Source organism: Streptomyces sp. RerS4 (genome assembly GCF_023515955.1).
Classification (GTDB): domain Bacteria; phylum Actinomycetota; class Actinomycetes; order Streptomycetales; family Streptomycetaceae; genus Streptomyces.
Genome location: NZ_CP097322.1, coordinates 769486 through 787115, shown reverse-complemented (window position 1 = coordinate 787115; position 17630 = coordinate 769486). Strand labels below are relative to the sequence as shown.

Annotated in this window: 16 protein-coding genes; 5 read left to right on the top strand and 11 right to left on the bottom strand. The window is 74.0% G+C overall.

Annotated elements, in window-relative coordinates:
* Positions 1–4: 4 nt before the first annotated feature.
* From M4D82_RS03560 to M4D82_RS03550, 3 genes are all read right to left on the bottom strand, one after another.
* Positions 5–5005, bottom strand: a complete 5001-nt coding sequence (locus M4D82_RS03560; protein WP_249764625.1) for a PDDEXK family nuclease — start codon at positions 5003–5005, stop codon at positions 5–7.
* Positions 5002–5856, bottom strand: a complete 855-nt coding sequence (locus tag M4D82_RS03555) for a DUF4132 domain-containing protein (protein WP_249764624.1) — start codon at positions 5854–5856, stop codon at positions 5002–5004. Before M4D82_RS03555 ends, M4D82_RS03560 begins: the two co-directional genes overlap by 4 nt.
* A 236-nt stretch (positions 5857–6092) precedes the next feature.
* Entirely contained in the window at positions 6093–7619 is a 1527-nt protein-coding gene (locus tag M4D82_RS03550; protein ID WP_249764623.1) for an MFS transporter, read from the bottom strand.
* A 142-nt stretch (positions 7620–7761) separates the two neighbouring features.
* Here M4D82_RS03550 and M4D82_RS03545 point away from each other — a divergent pair, with 142 nt between their 5' ends.
* Positions 7762–8217, top strand: coding sequence for a MarR family winged helix-turn-helix transcriptional regulator (locus tag M4D82_RS03545; RefSeq protein WP_249764622.1), 456 nt, complete (start codon positions 7762–7764; stop codon positions 8215–8217).
* A gap of 24 nt (positions 8218–8241) precedes the next feature.
* On the opposite strand, the gene M4D82_RS03540 is transcribed toward M4D82_RS03545, so the two are convergent.
* Positions 8242–8715, bottom strand: a complete 474-nt coding sequence (locus M4D82_RS03540; RefSeq protein ID WP_249764621.1) for a MarR family winged helix-turn-helix transcriptional regulator — start codon at positions 8713–8715, stop codon at positions 8242–8244.
* A gap of 140 nt (positions 8716–8855) precedes the next feature.
* On the opposite strand from M4D82_RS03540, the gene M4D82_RS03535 reads away from it, so the two are divergent.
* Positions 8856–9266, top strand: coding sequence for an organic hydroperoxide resistance protein (locus M4D82_RS03535; RefSeq protein WP_249764620.1), 411 nt, complete (start codon positions 8856–8858; stop codon positions 9264–9266).
* 109 nt (positions 9267–9375) lie between these two features.
* Here M4D82_RS03535 and M4D82_RS03530 read toward each other — a convergent pair whose 3' ends face one another.
* Positions 9376–9771 carry a hypothetical protein gene (locus M4D82_RS03530; protein ID WP_249764619.1) on the bottom strand — a complete coding sequence of 132 codons (396 nt, stop codon included), beginning with the start codon at positions 9769–9771 and terminating at the stop codon, positions 9376–9378.
* 174 nt (positions 9772–9945) lie between these two features.
* Between M4D82_RS03530 and M4D82_RS03525 the strand changes: the two genes are divergently transcribed.
* The 3 genes from M4D82_RS03525 to M4D82_RS03515 are packed head-to-tail and all read left to right on the top strand — an operon-like array spanning position 9946 to position 12655.
* Positions 9946–11214, top strand: coding sequence for a sensor histidine kinase (locus M4D82_RS03525; RefSeq protein ID WP_249764618.1), 1269 nt, complete (start codon positions 9946–9948; stop codon positions 11212–11214).
* Positions 11202–11858, top strand: a complete 657-nt coding sequence (locus M4D82_RS03520; RefSeq protein WP_249764617.1) for a response regulator transcription factor — start codon at positions 11202–11204, stop codon at positions 11856–11858. The genes M4D82_RS03525 and M4D82_RS03520 overlap by 13 nt, the downstream gene beginning before the upstream one ends.
* A complete protein-coding gene (locus M4D82_RS03515) occupies positions 11855–12655 on the top strand; it encodes a DUF4097 family beta strand repeat-containing protein (protein ID WP_249764616.1) in 801 nt (266 codons plus the stop codon). The genes M4D82_RS03520 and M4D82_RS03515 overlap by 4 nt, the downstream gene beginning before the upstream one ends.
* On the opposite strand, the gene M4D82_RS03510 is transcribed toward M4D82_RS03515, so the two are convergent.
* The 6 genes from M4D82_RS03510 to M4D82_RS03485 all read right to left on the bottom strand — a co-directional run bounded on the left by M4D82_RS03510 (position 12652) and on the right by M4D82_RS03485 (position 17564).
* The gene (locus M4D82_RS03510; protein WP_249764615.1) at positions 12652–13179 is read right to left on the bottom strand and encodes a mycothiol transferase; all 528 of its coding nucleotides are present in this window, start codon (positions 13177–13179) and stop codon (positions 12652–12654) included. The two genes, M4D82_RS03515 and M4D82_RS03510, sit on opposite strands and share 4 nt — an antisense overlap.
* Positions 13180–13267: 88 nt before the next feature.
* Positions 13268–13903: a hypothetical protein gene (locus tag M4D82_RS03505; protein ID WP_249764614.1), complete on the bottom strand. Its 636-nt coding sequence runs from the start codon at positions 13901–13903 to the stop codon at positions 13268–13270.
* 69 nt (positions 13904–13972) lie between these two features.
* Positions 13973–16051: an RICIN domain-containing protein gene (locus M4D82_RS03500; RefSeq protein WP_249764613.1), complete on the bottom strand. Its 2079-nt coding sequence runs from the start codon at positions 16049–16051 to the stop codon at positions 13973–13975.
* A 372-nt stretch (positions 16052–16423) separates the two neighbouring features.
* Positions 16424–16756 (bottom strand): TcmI family type II polyketide cyclase, encoded by a 333-nt coding sequence (locus M4D82_RS03495; protein WP_249764612.1) that lies wholly within the window; start codon positions 16754–16756, stop codon positions 16424–16426.
* A 69-nt stretch (positions 16757–16825) separates the two neighbouring features.
* Entirely contained in the window at positions 16826–17308 is a 483-nt protein-coding gene (locus M4D82_RS03490; RefSeq protein WP_249764611.1) for an SRPBCC family protein, read from the bottom strand.
* 1 nt (position 17309) lies between these two features.
* Positions 17310–17564 (bottom strand): acyl carrier protein, encoded by a 255-nt coding sequence (locus M4D82_RS03485; protein ID WP_249764610.1) that lies wholly within the window; start codon positions 17562–17564, stop codon positions 17310–17312.
* Positions 17565–17630 lie beyond the last annotated feature (66 nt).

The following is a 17630-nucleotide window of genomic DNA, read 5'->3' as shown; positions in this document are numbered from 1 at the left end:
GCCGTCAGCCGCGTCGGCGGGTTGACGCGCGCTTGACCTTCAGCTCCTCGAAGCGCGGCGCGTCACCCTCGCGGACGCGCTCCCACGCCCGGCGGTAGAGGTCCGCGGCGGGCAGGGTGGGCACCAGGGCGCCCAGCACCGGCGCTCCGCCCGGGGCCATCGCGTACATCGGCAGCTTCCACGTCTCCACGGGCAGCGCCGGCGCCTGCGGCTCGGCCCACGCGCCGGGCAGGAACAGCGAGCGTCCGGCCCTCGGACGCGTCGCCTCCACCACCAGGTCGCTCGCGGCGAGTTCGGCGCGGGCCGCCTTCAGCCGGGCCGGCTTCCAGCCGGTCCAGCGCGCCGTGTTCCGGTCGGTGGGATCGGGCATGGCCAGCAGCGCCAGGTACAGGGCGGCGGCGTCCGCGCCCAGCCCGTACGCGGCGGACACCTCGGCCACCAGCTCCGGCACCGAGCGGCTCGGGTCCTGCGGCCACCAGGTGCCGTCCTTGTCGGTCCCGCCCGCCGCCGGCACGCCCGGGTCGGCCAGCAGCGCCGCGAACGCCGGGTCGTGCGCGAGGCGCAGCGCCGTCTCGGGCCCGGTCGGCCCCTGGTCCGTGCCGCGCAGCAACGGCAGGTACGGGTCGGAGCCGGTCGAGTCCAGCAGCGCGGGCAGCACCGCGGCGGTGGCGTACCCGTTGCGGGTGTTGAGCACCACCGCGCCGAAGCGCTCGTAGCCCTCGCCCCTCTCGGTCGGGGTGCCGGCCGCCTTGCCGAAGCCGACGACGTCGACGTAGTGCCCGACGCCGAGCAGCAGCCCGGGGAAGGCCAGGCGTCGGCGCACCGCCGTGAGCGCGGGCGGCAGGCAGGCCCGCAGCGGGTCGCCGGCCGGCAGCCGGTGCGCGAGCCACGCCGTGAGGGCCACGGCGCTGGTCAACGTCTGCGTGTCGAAGGACCGTCCGCTACCGGCCGGGGCCTGGTGCCCCGCCGGCGTCCCGTCGAGCGGGTGATCGACGTCCCGGGACAGGGTGGGGGAGAGGTCGGGGCCGAGCAGCGCGGGCAGCGCGCGGTGCGGCGGCCACGGTACGCGGACCTCCTTCGCGGCGTCGGCGAGCAACACCTCGGGCACCGGCGTACGCCGTCCCACGCGCTCGTTCCACACCAGCGCGGCGGCGGCCACGTCCGGGCCGTCCGTCCACAGCCGGGCCGGTTCGGCGGGCAGCAGCGCCGCCACCAGCTCCCGGCACACCTCCACGGGCAGTTCCCGCAGTTCGTCGCGGGCGTGCCCGGCGGCCGTGGCCTTGAGCCCGAGCGCCTCCCGCAGCTCGGCGGCCGGGAAGCCGCGGTCGTACGTGTACAGGTGCGGCAGACCCGCGAGGACCAGCCGCGCCACGGCGGCGGAGACCCCGGTCAGCCGGGTGAACTCCTCGGCGGCGCCCGGGAACCAGGGCGCCGTGCCCCGCTCGCCGGCCTCCTTCAGGAACGCGCCCAGCCAGCCGGCGCCGCGCTCCGGATCGCCCGGCACCCCCGCCCGCCCCGGCAGGACACGACCGGTGTAGGGCGCGGGCACCTCGAAGCGGCCGCTCGGGTCGTGCAGCAGGGCGTTGAAGTCCCGCCCGCCGGGCGGGCCCTCGAAGAAGTCGGTCACCCCGAGCACGGCGCCGCCGCCGAGGGGCAGCGCGGTGCGGTGCCTGCCGCCGTGGCCGCGTTCGCGCCCGTCGACGCCCCGCAGGACGTCCTCCTCCACGCGCAGGCGCAGCCGGCGCCAACGCCCGGACGCGGCCTCGGTCGAGGCGAGACCGAGGGCGTCGACCTCCGCGAGCATCCGGCACAGCGCCGCCCGCTGCTCCTCGGTGACGCCGGTGACCACGGCCCGGTAGGCGACGGCGGCGGGCCGGCTCAGGAACACCTCCGTCCAGGGGAAGTTGCCGTATGCGGTGTGGGGGACGTCGATGTGCAGCCGTCCGGGGACGGCCTCGGCGGCGGTGTCGGCGACGGCCGCCGCGAGGGCCCGCACGTACTGGAAGGCGGCATCGGCCTCGGAGCCGTAGCCGTAGGGGCGGTCGCCGATCAGACCGCTCAAGCCGGCGTCGAGGACCCGGTCCGTCGGCCCGCGCTCGGGCCGGGGCTTCGGTGCGGCCACCGGCTTCGGCCGGAGCGCCGCCGCCACCCGGGCCAGCGACTTGCGCTGGTGCAGGGTGGTGCGTACCCGGTCGACCACACCGCGCAGCAGGGCGCCCTCGCCGAGCTCGGGCAGGGCCGCCGCCACGGCGTCCGCCACCCGCTCGGCCTTCTCCTCCGCCGCGGCGGCCTTCAGCAGCGCGCCGGCCCGTACGGAGTCCATCGCGCGCAGCACCGCCGAACCCTGCGGGTCCCGCGCCCGCAGGCAGTACCAGTAGGCGAGAGGCGGCAGTTCGGCCCCCTCGGTGGAGTACCCCGCCGCGTTGCGGTCGACGGAGAGCCGACCGGTGACGACGCCCTCCGGGTCGTGCAGGGACAGCGTCCCCCGGTTCGAGGACACGGCGCGCAGCCGGTCGTCGCCGGGCAGGGTCAGGGCGAGACGGGGGACGTCGTACCCCTTGCCCACGGTGACGGAGCGCCCCGCCGGGTCGGAGCCGTGCCAACCCTGGTCGGGCACGCGTACGGTACGCCAGCCGAGGAGTCCGTCGACGGGGGCGCCCAGCACCGAGCCCTCGACGGTGGGCGTCGGGCGCAGCCAGTTCTCGCCGAAGGCTTCGGTCAGGGTGCTGCCCCGTGGACGGTCGCGCAGGGCGTCGGCGAGGAAGGCGGGCAGCGAAAGCCGCCCGACGGACCCGGTGGCGGGGTCGTACTCGGCCCAGCCGGACGGCTCGCCCTCGGCGCCCCGCTCCCACGTCCAGTAGGAGGTGCCGTCCGAGATGACCGGCCTCTCCGCCGGGATGCGGCTGTCGCCGCGGTGCAGGACGCCGTGGCCGGTGGTGCGGCCGCCGGTGGGCAGCGGCAGCGTCACGTGTCCGGCGCGCACGGACCAGTAGTTCGCGGACGACTCCAGGGTGAGGACGTCGTCGGGGGCGCTCAGCCAGTAGCCCTTGACCTCGCCCTGGTAGTCGGCCCAGAAGACGAGCAGGTCGTCGTCGGTGTAGTGGAAGCCCGGCCGGTGGTGGCCGCCCGACGGGATCCGCAGGTCGTGCGTCAGTACGGTGGAATCGGCCCCGATGACGCGGACCTGCGCGGAGTTGGCCACGATCACGTACGGCCAGGCGTCCATCACCGTCAGCCGGTGGTTGCTGCGGCGTGGTGACATGTGGGAGATCGCCTCCTCCCACGCGGGCCAGACCACCTCCTCGAACATGCCGCCGCGCAGGGTCTGGGCGAGGACCGCGTCCAGGTCGAGGGCGGCCGCCCGCGCGACCTCCTTCGGCGCGAGGGCCAGGGCCTCGTCGGGCAGCCCGGCCAACCGACTGATCGCGTGGGGCAGTTCGGGCAGGCCGGCGGCCGTCGCCTCGGCGGCCACCTCGCGGACCCAGTCGGCGACCAGCGCGGTGCTGCCCGGGGAGACGGCGAGGAGGCGGACCGTCTCGCGGCTCGGGTCGTACACGCCGTTGCCGCCGCGCAGGGTGCGGAAGAAGGCGGGCCGCAGCCGCTCGTCCGCGCACAGCGCGGCCAGGTCGCGGCGCTCGGGGTCCGTGCGCCACGGCTCCAGGTCCATGACTCCGCGCGTGAGGTCTTCGGTGACGGTGACGGGCAGCTCCAGGGAGAGCAGCAGGTCGAGGAGGCTGACATCGCGAAGGTCCAGCCTCAGCCCCTTCTCCCGACCCGGCAGGGCCAGTTCGGCCCGCAATCGATCGGCGCAGCGGGCGACGAGGGGACGCAGGTGAGCCAGAGCGGAGCCGCCCCGGCGCCAACCGGAGTAGCGGGCGGCGTGGAAGCGCTCCAGCCAGCCCGCCGTGCCGTCGGGGGAGCGTTCCTCGGCGGGCGCGTCGGCTTCGAACAGGCCCGCGGTGGCGCCGGACTCCTCCAGCACCTCCAGCCAGAACTCCGTCATCGTGCCCGCTCCGCCGCTGCCGTGCGGGATCATCCCCAGCAGGACGCCCCGTACGGACGGCACCCGCCGGGCCAGCGCGACGAGCGGCGCGCGGTGCGCGGTCCACCAGCCGGAGGCGGCCCGCGGGGTCGCGGGCAGCGGCAGCAGTTCGGCCAGGTAGTCCTGCTCGGCCTCGCCGGCGTCGAGCTTCGCCGCCCGCGCCAGCCGCCGCAGTTCGGTCGTGGCCTGCGCGGACGGCGCGAGACCGCCCGCGGTGCGGCGTACGCAGAGCCGCCGGAAGCGGTCGAAGGCCTCGGCGGGGGAGACCCGCCGGGAAAGTTCCTTGCCGTAGCCGGTGAGGACCTTCACGGGCAGGGCCCCGGCCAGGGCGAATTCCAGGAACACCGCGTCCAGCCGTTCCTCGTCCACGTCGAGGCCGAACCGGGTCTCGCTCGTCCGGGCCTTGCCGAACAGCTGCGCGGCGTAGGTGGTGTTCTCGACGCCGAGGAAGATGCGGGCGACCTGCTCGTGGAAGACCGGCAGGAAGTGCGGGAGCGACGCCGCGAGGCGTTCGGCCAGCTCGTTGCACGTGTCGAGCGCGGCCTTGGGCTTGGTCTTCGCCTGCCGGGCGATGCGGTCCAGCTCGGGGACGAGGGCGAGGGCCTGGTGACCGTCGTCGGGGTGGTGGACCAGCACCCACTCCGGGAACCCGAGGGCGGCCCGGCGGCCGAGGCCGACCACGGCCGGCTCCCCGTCCGCGACGAGCCCCAGGAACCCGACGGCGAGGTCCTCGGCGGCGCCCAGGTCGGCCGCGGCCAGGCGGACGACGACCCGCTCGTCCCCGAGCGCCGGGTGACGGTACGTCCGGGCGGTCAGCGGGACGGCGGAGGGGTCGGCGTCGGGGGTGTCGGCGGGCAGGACGGCGCCCGCCGCGAGGAGCGCGGCGGTGTCGAGGCCGCCGGTGTCCGGGTCGGTGGTGACCGGGTCGGTGGTGCCGTCGGTGTCGATCGTGCTGGTGCTCATGCGTTCTCGCCCTCCTCGATCTTGCGCCCGGCGTACAGCGCCGCGGCCATGCGCATGCCCTCGGACCAGGCCACCGGTCCGACCTCGCCGAGCCGTACCGTCCGGCCGTCGGCGTCGTGCCAGTTGAGTGCGCCGGTGCTCGTCGCCTCGTCCCAGTAGGGCTCGCCGATCCACACCGCCGCCTCGACCGCGCGGCCGGTGTCGCGGACCTTGCAGGTGGCGTAGCCGCCCGAGACCCGGTAGCCCAGGCCGGTGGCACGGGCGGCGAGGCTGTGCCGGGTGGGGAACTGTCCGCCGGCGTAGTCCGACACCTCGGTCGCGGCGGTCCGTACGTCGGCCGGCTTGACCCAGGTCGCCCGGTGGATCTGCTCGACCCGCTGGGTCAGCCCCAGTTCGGCCGCGAACTCCCGTACGTCGTCCAGGTCGGGCAGCAGCACCGGGTGGGGCAGGGTCACCGTGCGCGGGGAGAGCCGTACGGTCTCGCCGTCGAGGTCGACCACCTTCAGCTCGCCGGCGGCGGTGACGTCGCGCAGGAAGCCCACCTCGTCCGGGTCCTCGCCGACGATCGCCAGGTCGCGCAGCGCGCCCTGCCAGGCCGCGTCGGGCCAGACCCGGGCCAGGAGCGCCGTCGGAACCGGCAGGGAGGACACCATCCAGCCGTCCACCTGCGCCAGGCACGCCGCCTCGTGCCGGTCGAGCCACTCGGCGAGCCGGCGCAGCCGATCCACCTCGGGGTGGTCGCGCAACGCCCTGGGCAGCGCCTTCAATTGGCGCCCCCCGGGCCGCCGGGCGGTGACCCGGCCCTCGACGAGGGAGACCTCGTACCCCTCTTCCAACGCCAGCCAAGCCATCAGCCGTGCCCCTCCGACTCTGTCCGTCACCGTTCGCGGGCAGCCCAAAGCAACGCAAGGACGCTGCTGAGCTGCGGTATTCGGGGAGACTAGCGACCCCCACCGACAACGCGGACCACGGGGCTCCGCAAGGCCCCGCATCACCAACACCGGTGGAACGCGGCAAAAACGGCGCCGCCCCCGACCGGGTCGGTCGGGGGCGGCGCCGTGTGGTGCGTGGCGGGGCGGTACGGGCTTCAGCCGACCTCCGCCGGCTCCGGGGCCGGAGCCGGGGTGGAGGCGGGGGGCGCGGCGGAGGCCGGGGTCGGGGTGGACTTCTCGACCACGCGCGGGCCGTGCGCGCCGCGCAGGCCGAGGCCGCCGATCACGGCGACCAGCGCGAAGGCCGCCGCCCCGATCCAGAAGGTGAGGGTGAACGCGGACTCGGCGGGCAGCGCCGGCACGCCGGCCGGCAGGTGCTCGATGGTCTTCGACGCCAGGATGGTCGTCACGACGGCGCTGCCGATCGCGCTGCCGGTGGAGCGGGAGATCGAGTTGATGCCGTTGGCGATGCCGCTCTGGTGGTGCGGGACGCTGGACATGATCACGGCGGGCATGGCCGCGTAGCCGAAGCTGACGGCCGCGCCGACGACGATCCCGGCGCCGATCACGGACGCGGTGTGGGTGTGGTCCAGCGCCAACCAGGCGAAGCCGACGGTGCCCAGGGCGGCGGCGAGGCCGAGCGCGACGCGCGGGCCGCGGTGGCGCACCAACTGCCCGCCGACGGGGGAGGCGAGGAGCGAGACGATCGCGCCGGGCAGCAGGAACTGCACGGAGGCGCGCAGGATCGAGGCGTCGAAGCCGTAGCCGGTGAGCGCGTGCGGCATCTGGACGAGGTAGGAGACGCCCAGGAAGTTCGCGAACATCCCGAAGCCGACGAGGACGCCGGCCAGGTTGGCCATGAGGACCGGGCGGTGGACGAACATCTTCATGTCGACGAGCGGCTCGCGCACCTTGCGCTCGACCAGCACCCAGACCGCCGTCATGACGGCGGCGCCGGCGAAGCCGCCCAGCGTGCGGCCGGAGGACCAGCCCCACTCGTGGCCCTGCGAGATGGGCAGCAGGAGCAGCAACAGGGCGATGCCGAGGGTCAGCGCGCCGAGGAAGTCGGTGCGTCCGCCGGTCTTGTGGCGGGTGGCCGGGACCAGGAACACGACGGCGAGCAGCGCCAGGGCCGCGAAGCCGGTCGCCATCCAGAAGGCACCCCGGTAGTCGGCGTCCTCGCCCGAGGTCAGCAGGCCCGTGGCGACGAGCGCCAGGCCACTGCCGAACGCCAGGGTGCCGCTGACCAGCGCCATCGCGCCCGGCAGCTTCTGCGGACGCACCTCCTCGCGCAGGACGGACAGCGCCAGCGGGAAGATCGCGGTCGCGGCGCCCTGGAGGACCCGGCCCAGGATCAGCAGCGGCAGCGAGGTCGCGAGCGCGGCCACGACGGAGCCCGCCACCATCACACCGAGGACGGCCACCAGCGTGGGCTTCTTGCCGTGCTGGTCGCCGAAGCGACCGAGGAGCGGGGTGAAGACGGCGGCGGACAGCAGGGTGGCGGTGGTCACCCAGCTGACGTTGGCGGTGGAGGTGCCGAGGTCGGTGCGGATCAGGCCCAGGATCGGTACGGGCAGGGTCTGCATCATCGACACGACCATGGCGGCGAGGCTCAGGGCGAAGACGATGACCGTCTCGTTCCCGTTCCTCGCGTCGGAGGGGGCGGCTGCGGCGGAGCTCATGGCTGACAAGACCTTCTACGGGTGCTTCAGGACGCGGATGGTTGAGGTCCTCAAGTTCTTCGATCGAAGGTAGACGTCAATAGTTAAGGTGGTCAAGTAAACAATTGATAATGTCAAGCATCCTGGAGTACGCTCGGGTTTCATGAGCACCACCTCGACGCAAGCGCCGCACGGCCCCACCAAGCTCCGGCTCCTGGAGCTGCTCGCCGCGATCGGCACGGCCCAGTGGCGCGACTTCGCGGCCGCGGCCGCCCGGTACGGGCTGACGTCCACGCAGGCCAGGGTCCTCGCCCAGCTGGAGGGGCCCGTCCCGATGCGCGGCCTCGCCACCCTGCTCGTCTGTGACGCGTCGAACGTCACCGGGATCGTGGATCGACTGGAGGCGCGCGAGCTGGTGCGGCGCGAGCCCTCCGCGGTGGACCGTCGCGTCAAGAACGTGGTGGCGACCGACGCCGGGCGCGACATCATCCGCCGCGTACGCGAGGAGATGCAGGCCACGCACGGCGCGCTCGACGCCCTCGACGAGGCGGAGAGGGCCACGCTCTACGCCCTGCTGGAGCGGCTGCGCCCCTCGATGGAGCGCGACGACGCGTCCTGACGCGCCGGCGGGGCGCGTGGGGCCTCAGTCCTGCGGCGAGGCGGCGTCCAGCGCGGCCGTGAGGCGGCTCAGCCGTTCCTGGAGGTCGCGGATCTCGCCCAGCTCGAAGCCCGTCGCCGCCGCGATCCTGCGGGGGACCTCCACCGCCCGCTCCCGCAGCGCGGCGCCCTCGTCCGTGAGTACCGCGTGCACGGAGCGCTCGTCCTCGGTGCTGCGCTCGCGGCGGATCAGGCCCGCCGCCTCCAGGCGCTTGAGCAGGGGCGAGAGCGTGCCCGAGTCGAGCCGCAGGTGCTGTCCGAGCTGCTTGACGGGCAGAGTGCCGTGCTCCCAGAGCACCAGCATCACCAGGTACTGGGGGTAGGTCAGCCCCAGATCCCTCAGGACGACCCGGTAGAGCCCGCCGAAGGCGCGGCTCGCCGCGTTGAGCGCGAAGCAGATCTGCCCGTCGAGGCGGAGGAAGTCCTGATCGCGGAGGGTGTCGGCGGGCTGCTGGGTCATGTCGCCCAGTGTACCCCGAGCCCCCTTGTGAGCGATTTAGTTGTGCACAACTGAATTGTGTGCTCTAGTAGTGGTCGTGGGTCCGGCCGCACCGGCCGGGTGGCCCGCTCGCCCCTCCCCTCCCTTTGGAAGGACCTCCCATGGACGCGCTGTACACCGCTGTCGCCACCGCCAACGGCCGCGAGGGCCGCGCCGTCAGCTCCGACGGTCAGCTCGACCTCGCGCTCGCCATGCCCCCGGCGCTCGGCGGCAACGGCCAGGGCACCAACCCCGAGCAGCTCTTCGCCGCCGGCTACGCCGCGTGCTTCTCCAGCGCCCTGGGCCTCGTCGGCCGGCAGGAGAAGGTCGACACGAGCGAGGTGTCCGTCACCGCCGAGGTCTCCATCGGCCAGGAAGGCGGCGGGTTCGGCCTGGCCGTCACCCTGCGCGTCGAGCTCCCCGAGTCCCTGGCGGGCGACACCGGCGCGCTGCTGGTCAAGAAGGCCCACGAGGTCTGCCCCTACTCCAAGGCGACCCGCGGCAACATCCCCGTCGAGCTCGTCGTCGAGTAGGTCGAGTACGCCCCGAGTCCCCGGGCGGCGGCCCGTTCCCCCGCGCCGTCGCCGCCCGGACCCCCGCGTGGCCGCCCGGCCGCCGCGTGACGAGTCCGCCCTGACCCCGTCACGCGGCGCGCCGCGCGGCCACCGCCGCGCAGGCGACGGCGAGCGGCAACTCCGCCGCGAACGCCATGGCCAGCGCCGCGCCCTGACCGCCCGTACCGGCCGAGGTGGTGACGTCGAACCAGGCGTCCATCACCAACAGCGCGGCCGTCGCCGCCGCCACCGGCGAGGCGCGGGGATCACGCCTGCGCAGCAGCAACCCGGTCCCCGTGAGGCCGACGGCCAGCATCGCGTCCAGGCCGATCCACGCGGTGGCCCAGTGGGACACCTGCGTCGTCTGCGGCATCGTCCGCGCCAGCACGACCATCCACGGCAGCAACACCACCCCGGCGCCGGTGAACACGGTGGCGAGACGGGGGACGCGGTGGGCTCGCGACTGCGGGACGACGAGGGCCATGACGGGTTCTCCTTCCGGCCCGGCGGTCCGTCCTCCGGGCACCCCTCAACCCTCCTTCCGGGCCCGGCGAAGATCAGTAGCCCAGCGGTCCCAACCGGGGGTGGTGCCTGGTACACCCCCGACCGGGTACCAGCGTGATGGCATGCCCCTGACCAGCCCGTCTACCGTGGGGGCATGGCACAACCCGGCGCGCCCAGACGTACCTTCACCTGGATCGTGGCGCACACCCCCTGGTCCCCCTGGGCCCGACGCAACACGGCGTTCACGGCCGCCGCGATCCCGCCCGCCCTGCCGCTCGTGGCGGGCTTCCTCTGCCTGACCGCCACGCCCGGCCGCAGCGCCGTTCCGCTGCTGCTCGCGGTCGCGCTCTGCCCGCTGTTGACGGGCCTTCAGCGCAGCCGCTTCCGCGCGCTGCTCGACCTCGACATCCCGCCCGTCGTCCGTGCGCACCCGTGGGCCACGGCCGCCGGGGTCAAGGAACGGCTGCGCTCCGAGTCGACGTGGCGCCAGTACGGGTACCACCTCGCCGTCAGTCCCCTCGCCGCGCTCGCGGGCGCCGCACTGATCCTCGTCCTGGCCGGCGCCACCGCCTGCGCCACCGTGTACGCCTGGTCCTGGGCGCTGCCCCAGGACGGCGCCGTCGGCGACCCCGTCGCCTGGGCGAACCGGTCCGACCTGATGACCGTCCTCGGTGTCCTCGCGCTGCTCACCGCCCCCTGGGCGGCGGCGGCCCTGGCCCGGCTCGACGCCGGCGCGGCCGCCGCCCTCCTCGGCCCCAACCGGGCCCGCGAACTCCAGCGGCGCGTCGAGGACCTCGCGCAGAGCCGGGCAGGCGTCCTGGACGCCGCCGACATCGAACGGCGCCGCATCGAGCGGGACCTGCACGACGGGGCGCAGCAACGCCTCGTCTCCCTCGCCATGAACCTCGGTATCGCACGCGCCACCCTGCCCGACCTGCCGCCCCAGGCCAAGGCCGTCATCGACGAGGCCCACCGCGAGGCCAAGGAGGCCATCGAGGAACTGAACAACCTCGTACGCGGCCTGCACCCGGCCGTCCTGGAGGACCGGGGGCTCGACGCCGCGCTCTCCGGCATCGCCGCGCGCGCCCCACTGCCGGTGGAACTCGTCGTGGACCTGCCCGTCCGGCCCGGCCCCACCGTCGAGGCCGTCGCCTACTTCGTGGTCTCCGAGGCCCTGGCCAACGTCGCCAAACACGCCCGCGCCCGGCGGTGTTCGGTGCGTGTCGCCCGCGTTCCCGGTCCGCGGGGGGACCTGCTGCGCGTCGACGTCACCGACGACGGGATCGGCGGCGCCGACCCGGCGGGCGGCACCGGTCTGGTGGGCCTGCGCAAACGCGTGGGGTCCGTGGACGGAACGATAATGATCAACAGCCCCCTCGGGGGACCGACCGTCATCACCGTGGAGCTGCCGTGCGGGCCGTGATCGCCGAGGACTCCGTCCTGCTGCGCATAGGACTGGTCAAAGTCCTGGAGATGGCCGGCTTCGAGGTGGTCGCCGAGACCGGCGACGCCGAGGCGCTGCTCGCCGCCGTCGAGGACCACCGGCCCCACCTCGCGCTGGTGGACGTCCGGATGCCCCCCGGCTTCACCGACGAGGGCGTCCGCGCCGCGCTGATGATCCGCGGCCAGTACCCGGACACGGCGGTGCTCCTGCTGTCCCAGTACGTGGAGGAACGCTACGCCGCCGACCTGCTGTCGACGCGGGCCGGCGCCGGCATCGGCTACCTCCTGAAGCAACGCGTCGCCGACGTCGAGGAGTTCGTCGACGCCCTGCGCCGGGTCGCGGGCGGCGGCACGGCCCTCGACCCGCAGGTCGTCGCCCAGTTGCTGCTGCGCCGGGGCGGCGGCCTCGATCCGCTGGAACGGCTCACCCCGCGCGAACGCGAGGTCCTCGCCCTGATGGCGGAGGGCCGCTCCAACGCGGCCATCGCCGCCGAACTCGTGGTGAGCGAGAGCGCGGTCGCCAAGCACATCAACAACATCTTCGCCAAGCTGGACCTGCCCCCGGCCGCCGAGGCCCACCGCCGCGTCCTCGCGGTACTCCGCTTCCTGGACGGCACGCCGTGACCGGCGGAGCGGTCCGCCACCGGTTCGCCTGGAACTGCGCCGCGTCGCTGAGCGCCGTCCTCGTGATCGCAGCCGCCACCTGGCAGGTCCGGGCCTTCGGAGCCGTACGCGGCAGCGCCCTGTACGGGGACAGCGCCGGGCGGACGGTCACCGCCGTGGAGATCGACGGCGGCGCGGCGGAGGTCAGCGTCACGCCGCGCGGGGACGGCCTGGTCGGCTACCGGGCCCGCGTCGGCTGGACGGTGCGGGAACCCGTCATCGAGCAGACATGGCACGGCGACACCCTCCGCCTGACCCCGCGCTGCGCGGCCGTCGCCGGCGTGGCCACCGACCCGGGCTGCTCCGTACGCCTCACCGTGACCGTACCGGCGGGGATCGCGGTCAAGGTGTCGGGAGGCTCCGGCAAGGTGTCCGTCACGGGGCTGGACGGCGCCGTCGACGCGGAGGTGGACTCCGGCACGCTGACCCTGAGTGCACTGCGGGGCCCCCTGCGGGCCCACGTCGGCTCCGGCGAGCTGCGCGCCACCGGCCTCGCCTCCCCGCAGGCCGAGATCCGCGCCGACTCCGGTCGCGCGGACGCCGCGTTCGAAGCCCCGCCGGACCGGGTGACGGGCCGTGTCGGCGCCGGCCGCCTGCTGCTGACCCTCCCCGAGGAGGCCCGCTACCGCGTCCGGAGCAGCGCCGGCGCGGGCCGCTCCGAGGTCGCGGACTCCCTGGGCGACCCCGCCTCCCCGCGCACCCTGGACCTCACCGCCGAATCCGGCCACGCCACCGCCAGATACCTCGACCCAACCTAGGTCGACGCGTACGGCGCGCGGCGTTCGGTCAGGCCGCGTACGTAGGCGGCCTGACCGGCGTGTTGGAGGTCGTCGGTGAGGACGCTGACGAGGCGGACGCCGAGGGTGACCGGGGGGTCCCAGCGTTCGTCGACCACGCGGTCGAGGTCGGCGGCGGACAGGCCGCGGACGAAGCGCAGGCTCTGTTCGTGGACCGCGTCGAAGTAGCCGAGCAGCGGCTCGGGCGAGTCGACGCGGACCGCGCCCGCCTGTTTGGCGGTCTGCCCGTAACCCGTGGCCGCCACCGGCAGCGAGAGGCCGAAGCGGTCCGACCAGCCCTGCTCGCGCCACACCTGGGGCAGGTCGGCGGCGTCGGCGATGTGGTCGTCCTGGACCCGGGTCAGGTGCCAGACCAACCAGGCGACGGAATTGGCCGCCGGGTCGGGGCGGGCGTTGAGTTCCTCGTCGGTGAGCCCGTCGAGCACCTCGTGGACCACCTCCCGGATGCGTCCGAAGCCGTCCGCGAGTACTTCCGTGGCCTTCATGCGTCGTCCCCGTGCCTGTGCGTGCCTGTCCGTCGCGTCGTGGACCACCATGCGCGGCCCGCGCCCCGGGGCGCGGGCCGACACTCCGTCAGCGGCGCGATCGGCGCAGGAAGACCCCTGCCGCCGCGCCCAGCAGGGCGATCGCGGCCACACCGGCCGTCGTCCACCAGCCCGCGTTGCCCCCCGACCCGCCGGCCGGAGCCGTCGAGGCGCTCGGGGCGCTCGGGGCGGGGGAGGAGGGCGGCGTCGCGGCCGGGGAGGCGACGGGGGAGGCGGGAGGGGAACCAACCGCCGAAGCCGTCGGCGCCGGGTCGACCACCGGGACGGAGACCTCGCCGCTCGCGTGACCCAGCGCGGGGAAACCCACGTCCACGGTCACCGTCCAGGCACCGGGCGGCAGCGGCTCCGCGGCCCTCCAGCCGCCGGGCCGGTCGCCGTCGCGGACCAGCCGCACGGGGCCGACCGTACGGCCGCCGTCGGCGCTCACCGCGTTGACGGTGGCGGCCACGGCCTCCTCGACGGGATCCCCGTCGTTCTCCCAGATGACGTCGGCGGTGACGCGGCCCTCGCGCTGGCCGGTGATCACCACCTTCAACGTGTCGCCGTGCGCGTGCGCCGACCCCGCCGTGGCCACGGCCAGGGCCAAGGCCTGCACCAGCAGCAACAGCAGGAAGCCGAGGGAGGCCAGGGGCGGGGGCAGGGTGAGTCGCGGACGAGTCGTCATGGTGCTCCAGGCGTGTGGGAGGGAGGGGTACGGCGGGCGGCCGCGCCGTGCGACCGCCCGCCGGGAGGGTCAGGAGGCCTTGCGGGCCGTCCAGACCTGCGCGGGACGACCGTCCGCGCGCTGCAACTCCAGCAGCCAGTTCCCGTAGTACGGGCGGTTGCCGACGGTCAGGGCGAAGCCGCCGCTCGGGTCGGTGACGCTCACCCCGCCGTCGCGGGAGGTGATCTTCCAGGACTGCGCGGAGGCGTTCCCGCACGGCTGCTGGGCGACCCACATGCCCGCCGCCGGGGCGCCGCCGGGCTGGAGGCACTTGCCGGAGACGGCGGAGCGGATCCGGACCAGCCCGCCGCCGGCGTCGTCGAAGTACCACTGCTGCTGCGCGTAGCCGTTGGTGCGGCCGGTGACGAGCACGGTGCCGTCGGCGGTGCGGCCGCCCCAGATCTCGGCGGCCATGCCGCTGCTGCCGTTGCCGAGGACGTAGCGGGTCCCCGGGGTGGTGGCGCCGCCGCCGGCGTCGGTCGTACGGAAGGACGCGGCCTTTCCGGGACCGCTGTCGCGGCCGGCGCCGTCACGTACCGAGACGGCGGCCGTGTAGGCGGTGCCCGGACGCAGGTTGTAGACCCGCAGGGAGGTGGACTGCACCCAGGTCAGGTGCTTGCCGTTCAGCAGGACCTGGTACCAGGCGGCTCCCTCGACCTTGGGCCAGCTCAGCACGGCGGAGTCCGCCTGGACCTGACCGGCCGTCACCGTCGGGCCGCCGCCGGGCTTCTTGGTGGGGGTGGGCGTCGGCTTCGGGCTGGGCCCCGGGCCCGGGTTCGGGTCGGTGCCGCCCCCGCCGGTCGTGCGCATCAGGAACTGGTTGTCGGCGATGTTCCAGTGCGTGGCCAGGTAGCTGCCGGGCTTGGGACTGGTGTGGAAGTAGTCGTCGTGGTTGCAGTCCAGGATGTTCTCGGCGGCCTGGTTGGTGCAGACGTTGCGCATCTTCGGGTAGTACGGGGAGTCCGAGTAGCACATCACGTCCCACTCGTCCGTACAGTGCGCGCCCCGGCTGGTGTTGGGCGCGCTGTTGTTGACCGCGCCCAGGTTGTGGCCGAGTTCGTGCGCGGCGGTGTGGCCGCCCCAGCAGCCCGAGTCGGTACGCCCGTAGGAGGGGCCGAAGTTGCTCAGGTTGTTCTGGCCGGGGCGCTCGTCGCCGTTGAAGGTGCCGATGCCGCAGTACACCTTGGAGTCCGCGAAGATCATGTACTTGCGGTCGCGGCGGTCGAGTCCCTTGGCGGCGAGCGCCTTGTTCGTGGCGCTGAACTCGGCGAGTGCGGACGCCGGGAGTTCGATGTTGAGCACCACCGGGGTGCAGTCGGCGGCCGTCACGTAGCGGATGTGGCGGACACCGCCCGTCTCCTTGGCGCTGGCCGCGTAGATGACGTCGGCGTCGGCCGCCCACTTGCGGAAGGAGGCCTGGTACTCGGCGAAGCGGTCGCCGCCCGGCGGGTGGACGTAGACCACCTGGACGCGGTTGCCGGAGGTGCCGTCGCCGTCGCACTGGACGGTCTGTCCGGCGGGGCCGGCGGCCACGCCCTGGGAGCCGGCGACCGGCGGGGCGGGCGCCGCCGCGGACGTGGCGCTCTGGGCGTCGGCGGCGACGGGCGCGTCCTGAGGACGCCCGGCGCCTTCCGCGGCGGGGCTGTCGCCGCCGGCGGCGGCGGGATCGGCCGCCGGGGCCTTCACGCGGACGACGGGCTCGACGTCCTTCTTGATGTCGACGCCCCCGGGAGGGGCGTCCGGGCCGTGGGTGCAGTGACCGGCGTCGGTGCGGTAGACGCCGGCGCAGCGGTCGCCCTTGGGCGCCGCCTGGAGTCCGTCGTAGACCAGGCCGCGCGCGCCCTCGTTCGCGGGGGTGGCCGTGACGGGGGCGGGCTCCTCGTCCCGGGCCGGTGCGGCGGCCGGTTCGGGTGTGGGGGAGTCCGGCGCACCGGCGGCCGTGGCGGTGGTGGCCTCGGCGTCGTCGCCGAGGCCGGAGTAGGTGATGCCGCCGGCTATGAGGCCGGCCGCGGCCATGGCGGTGGCCAACAGCAGCAACTTCCGGGGTCTGCGCCGGTGGTCGCGGCGTTTGCGGCCGCCGGAGTGGCGTGCGGTGGATCGGGATGTCATGCGCACCTCAAGTCCTTGTCAGGAGAGTGGGTGCGCGGAAGCTTGCCAGAAGGGCGCCGTGGAGAATTCGGACAAACGGGAGCCAGGCTCGGGATATCTATCCGTTACCTGGCGGCTGAATTTGATGATCTGTCAAGTTGTTTGAAAATCAAGGGAGTTACGCGCGTAGTAGCAGAAAGGTCCAGGCCTTTCCGGTGATGTCGTTATCAAATCGAGATAGTAGGCGGAAGCTTGTTGACGGGAATTCAGTCAGGTATTCACGCAAAAACTACCTGCCGAATTGCTGCCGTCACCAGCGGTGAGGCACGCCCGCGGGTGCCCGAGCCGGCCGGCGCGGCCCGGCCGCGCAGGGGCACCCCTACGACTCCCCGCCTACCGGCCGGGGTGGCGCTCCCAGCGGTAGAATCGGTGGGCCATGGCGTCCTTGGGGCTGCGCCAGGTCTCGGGGTCGTGCGGGCTGACGTAGGCCGAGAGCCGGTCGCTCAGGGTCCGGAACTCCGGATGTCCGGCGACCCGGGCGATGGCCGGACCGGGGTCCGTGTCGGACTCGATCAGGTGCATGTACACGTCGCCGAACTGGAACAGGCTGCGCCGGCTGACCCCGACCAGGCGCGGCAGTTCGCCCGCGTCCGATTCGGCGAACAGACCGGCGATGTCGGGCGCCGAACCGGGCGCCATGCGCGCCACGATGAGGGCTTGGTGCATCGGAGTACGTGCCTTTCGTCTCGGGGAGGGGGAGGGGGAGCGGTCACGGGGGCACCGGGCCTCGGAGGCTCAGCGGCGACCCGTGACGGTCTTGCGCTTGTCCCGCTCCAGCTTCTCGATCTTGTCCCGGATCAGTTCCATCTGGATCCGGGAGTTGTGGTTGATGCGGTCGGTCATCCCCGCGTCGTCGATGGGCGCGTCCGGCTTCATCGCGAAGTCCTGGACCCAGCGCATCCGCGTGCCACCGCCCGGGGCCTCCCCGTACTCCCAGTGGATGTTCATGTGCGCGAACGGACCGGTCTCGACCCGGCGGGCCTTGACGGTCAGCCCCGCCCGGTCCACCGTCCGCTCGGAGACCCAGCTCCACACCACACCGTTCTCGTCGGGGTGCATGGCGAGGCGGAAGCGCGTGGTGTCGCCCTTCTTCTCCAGGATCTCGATCGACGCGTACTCGCTGAACAGCTCGGGCCAGTTCGGCAGGTCGTTGGTCACGTCCCAGACCAGGTCGACGGGCGCGTTGACGGTGATCTCGTTGTCGGTGTGTCCAGGCATGTCAGGCTCCGGTCATGAGGCTGTTGTTGACGAGGTCGAGGAACTCGCGCGGGCTCTTGCAGCGGTCCGCGTCGGTGGGAAGCGCACGACCCCGCCGGTTCTCCAGCTCGCCGACGATGCCGAGCAGCCCGAGCGAGTCGAGGCCGTACTCGTCGAACTGCGCGTCCGGACGGCTCGCCATCTCGGCGGGGTCGACGGTGATGCCGGCGCCCTTCATCAGGGCCGCCAGCTCTTCCATGGTCAGTCGGTCGGACATGGTGCCTTCTCTCTCTCGTGCTTCCGGGGGCCGCCGCGCCGAAGCCCGCACGGCCCTGACCAACCG

Bases quoted from the DNA above. Each gene is read 5' to 3' on its own strand.
- M4D82_RS03495 (WP_249764612.1), bottom strand. From the start codon at position 16,756: ATGCACCAAGCCCTCATCGTGGCGCGCATGGCGCCCGGTTCGGCGCCC.
- M4D82_RS03540 (WP_249764621.1), bottom strand. From the start codon at position 8,715: ATGACCCAGCAGCCCGCCGACACCCTCCGCGATCAGGACTTCCTCCGC.
- M4D82_RS03545 (WP_249764622.1), top strand. From the start codon at position 7,762: ATGAGCACCACCTCGACGCAAGCGCCGCACGGCCCCACCAAGCTCCGG.
- M4D82_RS03485 (WP_249764610.1), bottom strand. From the start codon at position 17,564: ATGTCCGACCGACTGACCATGGAAGAGCTGGCGGCCCTGATGAAGGGC.
- M4D82_RS03490 (WP_249764611.1), bottom strand. From the start codon at position 17,308: ATGCCTGGACACACCGACAACGAGATCACCGTCAACGCGCCCGTCGAC.
- M4D82_RS03550 (WP_249764623.1), bottom strand. From the start codon at position 7,619: ATGAGCTCCGCCGCAGCCGCCCCCTCCGACGCGAGGAACGGGAACGAG.
- M4D82_RS03555 (WP_249764624.1), bottom strand. From the start codon at position 5,856: ATGGCTTGGCTGGCGTTGGAAGAGGGGTACGAGGTCTCCCTCGTCGAG.
- M4D82_RS03500 (WP_249764613.1), bottom strand. From the start codon at position 16,051: ATGACATCCCGATCCACCGCACGCCACTCCGGCGGCCGCAAACGCCGC.
- M4D82_RS03510 (WP_249764615.1), bottom strand. From the start codon at position 13,179: ATGAAGGCCACGGAAGTACTCGCGGACGGCTTCGGACGCATCCGGGAG.
- M4D82_RS03535 (WP_249764620.1), top strand. From the start codon at position 8,856: ATGGACGCGCTGTACACCGCTGTCGCCACCGCCAACGGCCGCGAGGGC.
- M4D82_RS03505 (WP_249764614.1), bottom strand. From the start codon at position 13,903: ATGACGACTCGTCCGCGACTCACCCTGCCCCCGCCCCTGGCCTCCCTC.
- M4D82_RS03560 (WP_249764625.1), bottom strand. From the start codon at position 5,005: ATGAGCACCAGCACGATCGACACCGACGGCACCACCGACCCGGTCACC.
- M4D82_RS03530 (WP_249764619.1), bottom strand. From the start codon at position 9,771: ATGGCCCTCGTCGTCCCGCAGTCGCGAGCCCACCGCGTCCCCCGTCTC.
- M4D82_RS03525 (WP_249764618.1), top strand. From the start codon at position 9,946: ATGGCACAACCCGGCGCGCCCAGACGTACCTTCACCTGGATCGTGGCG.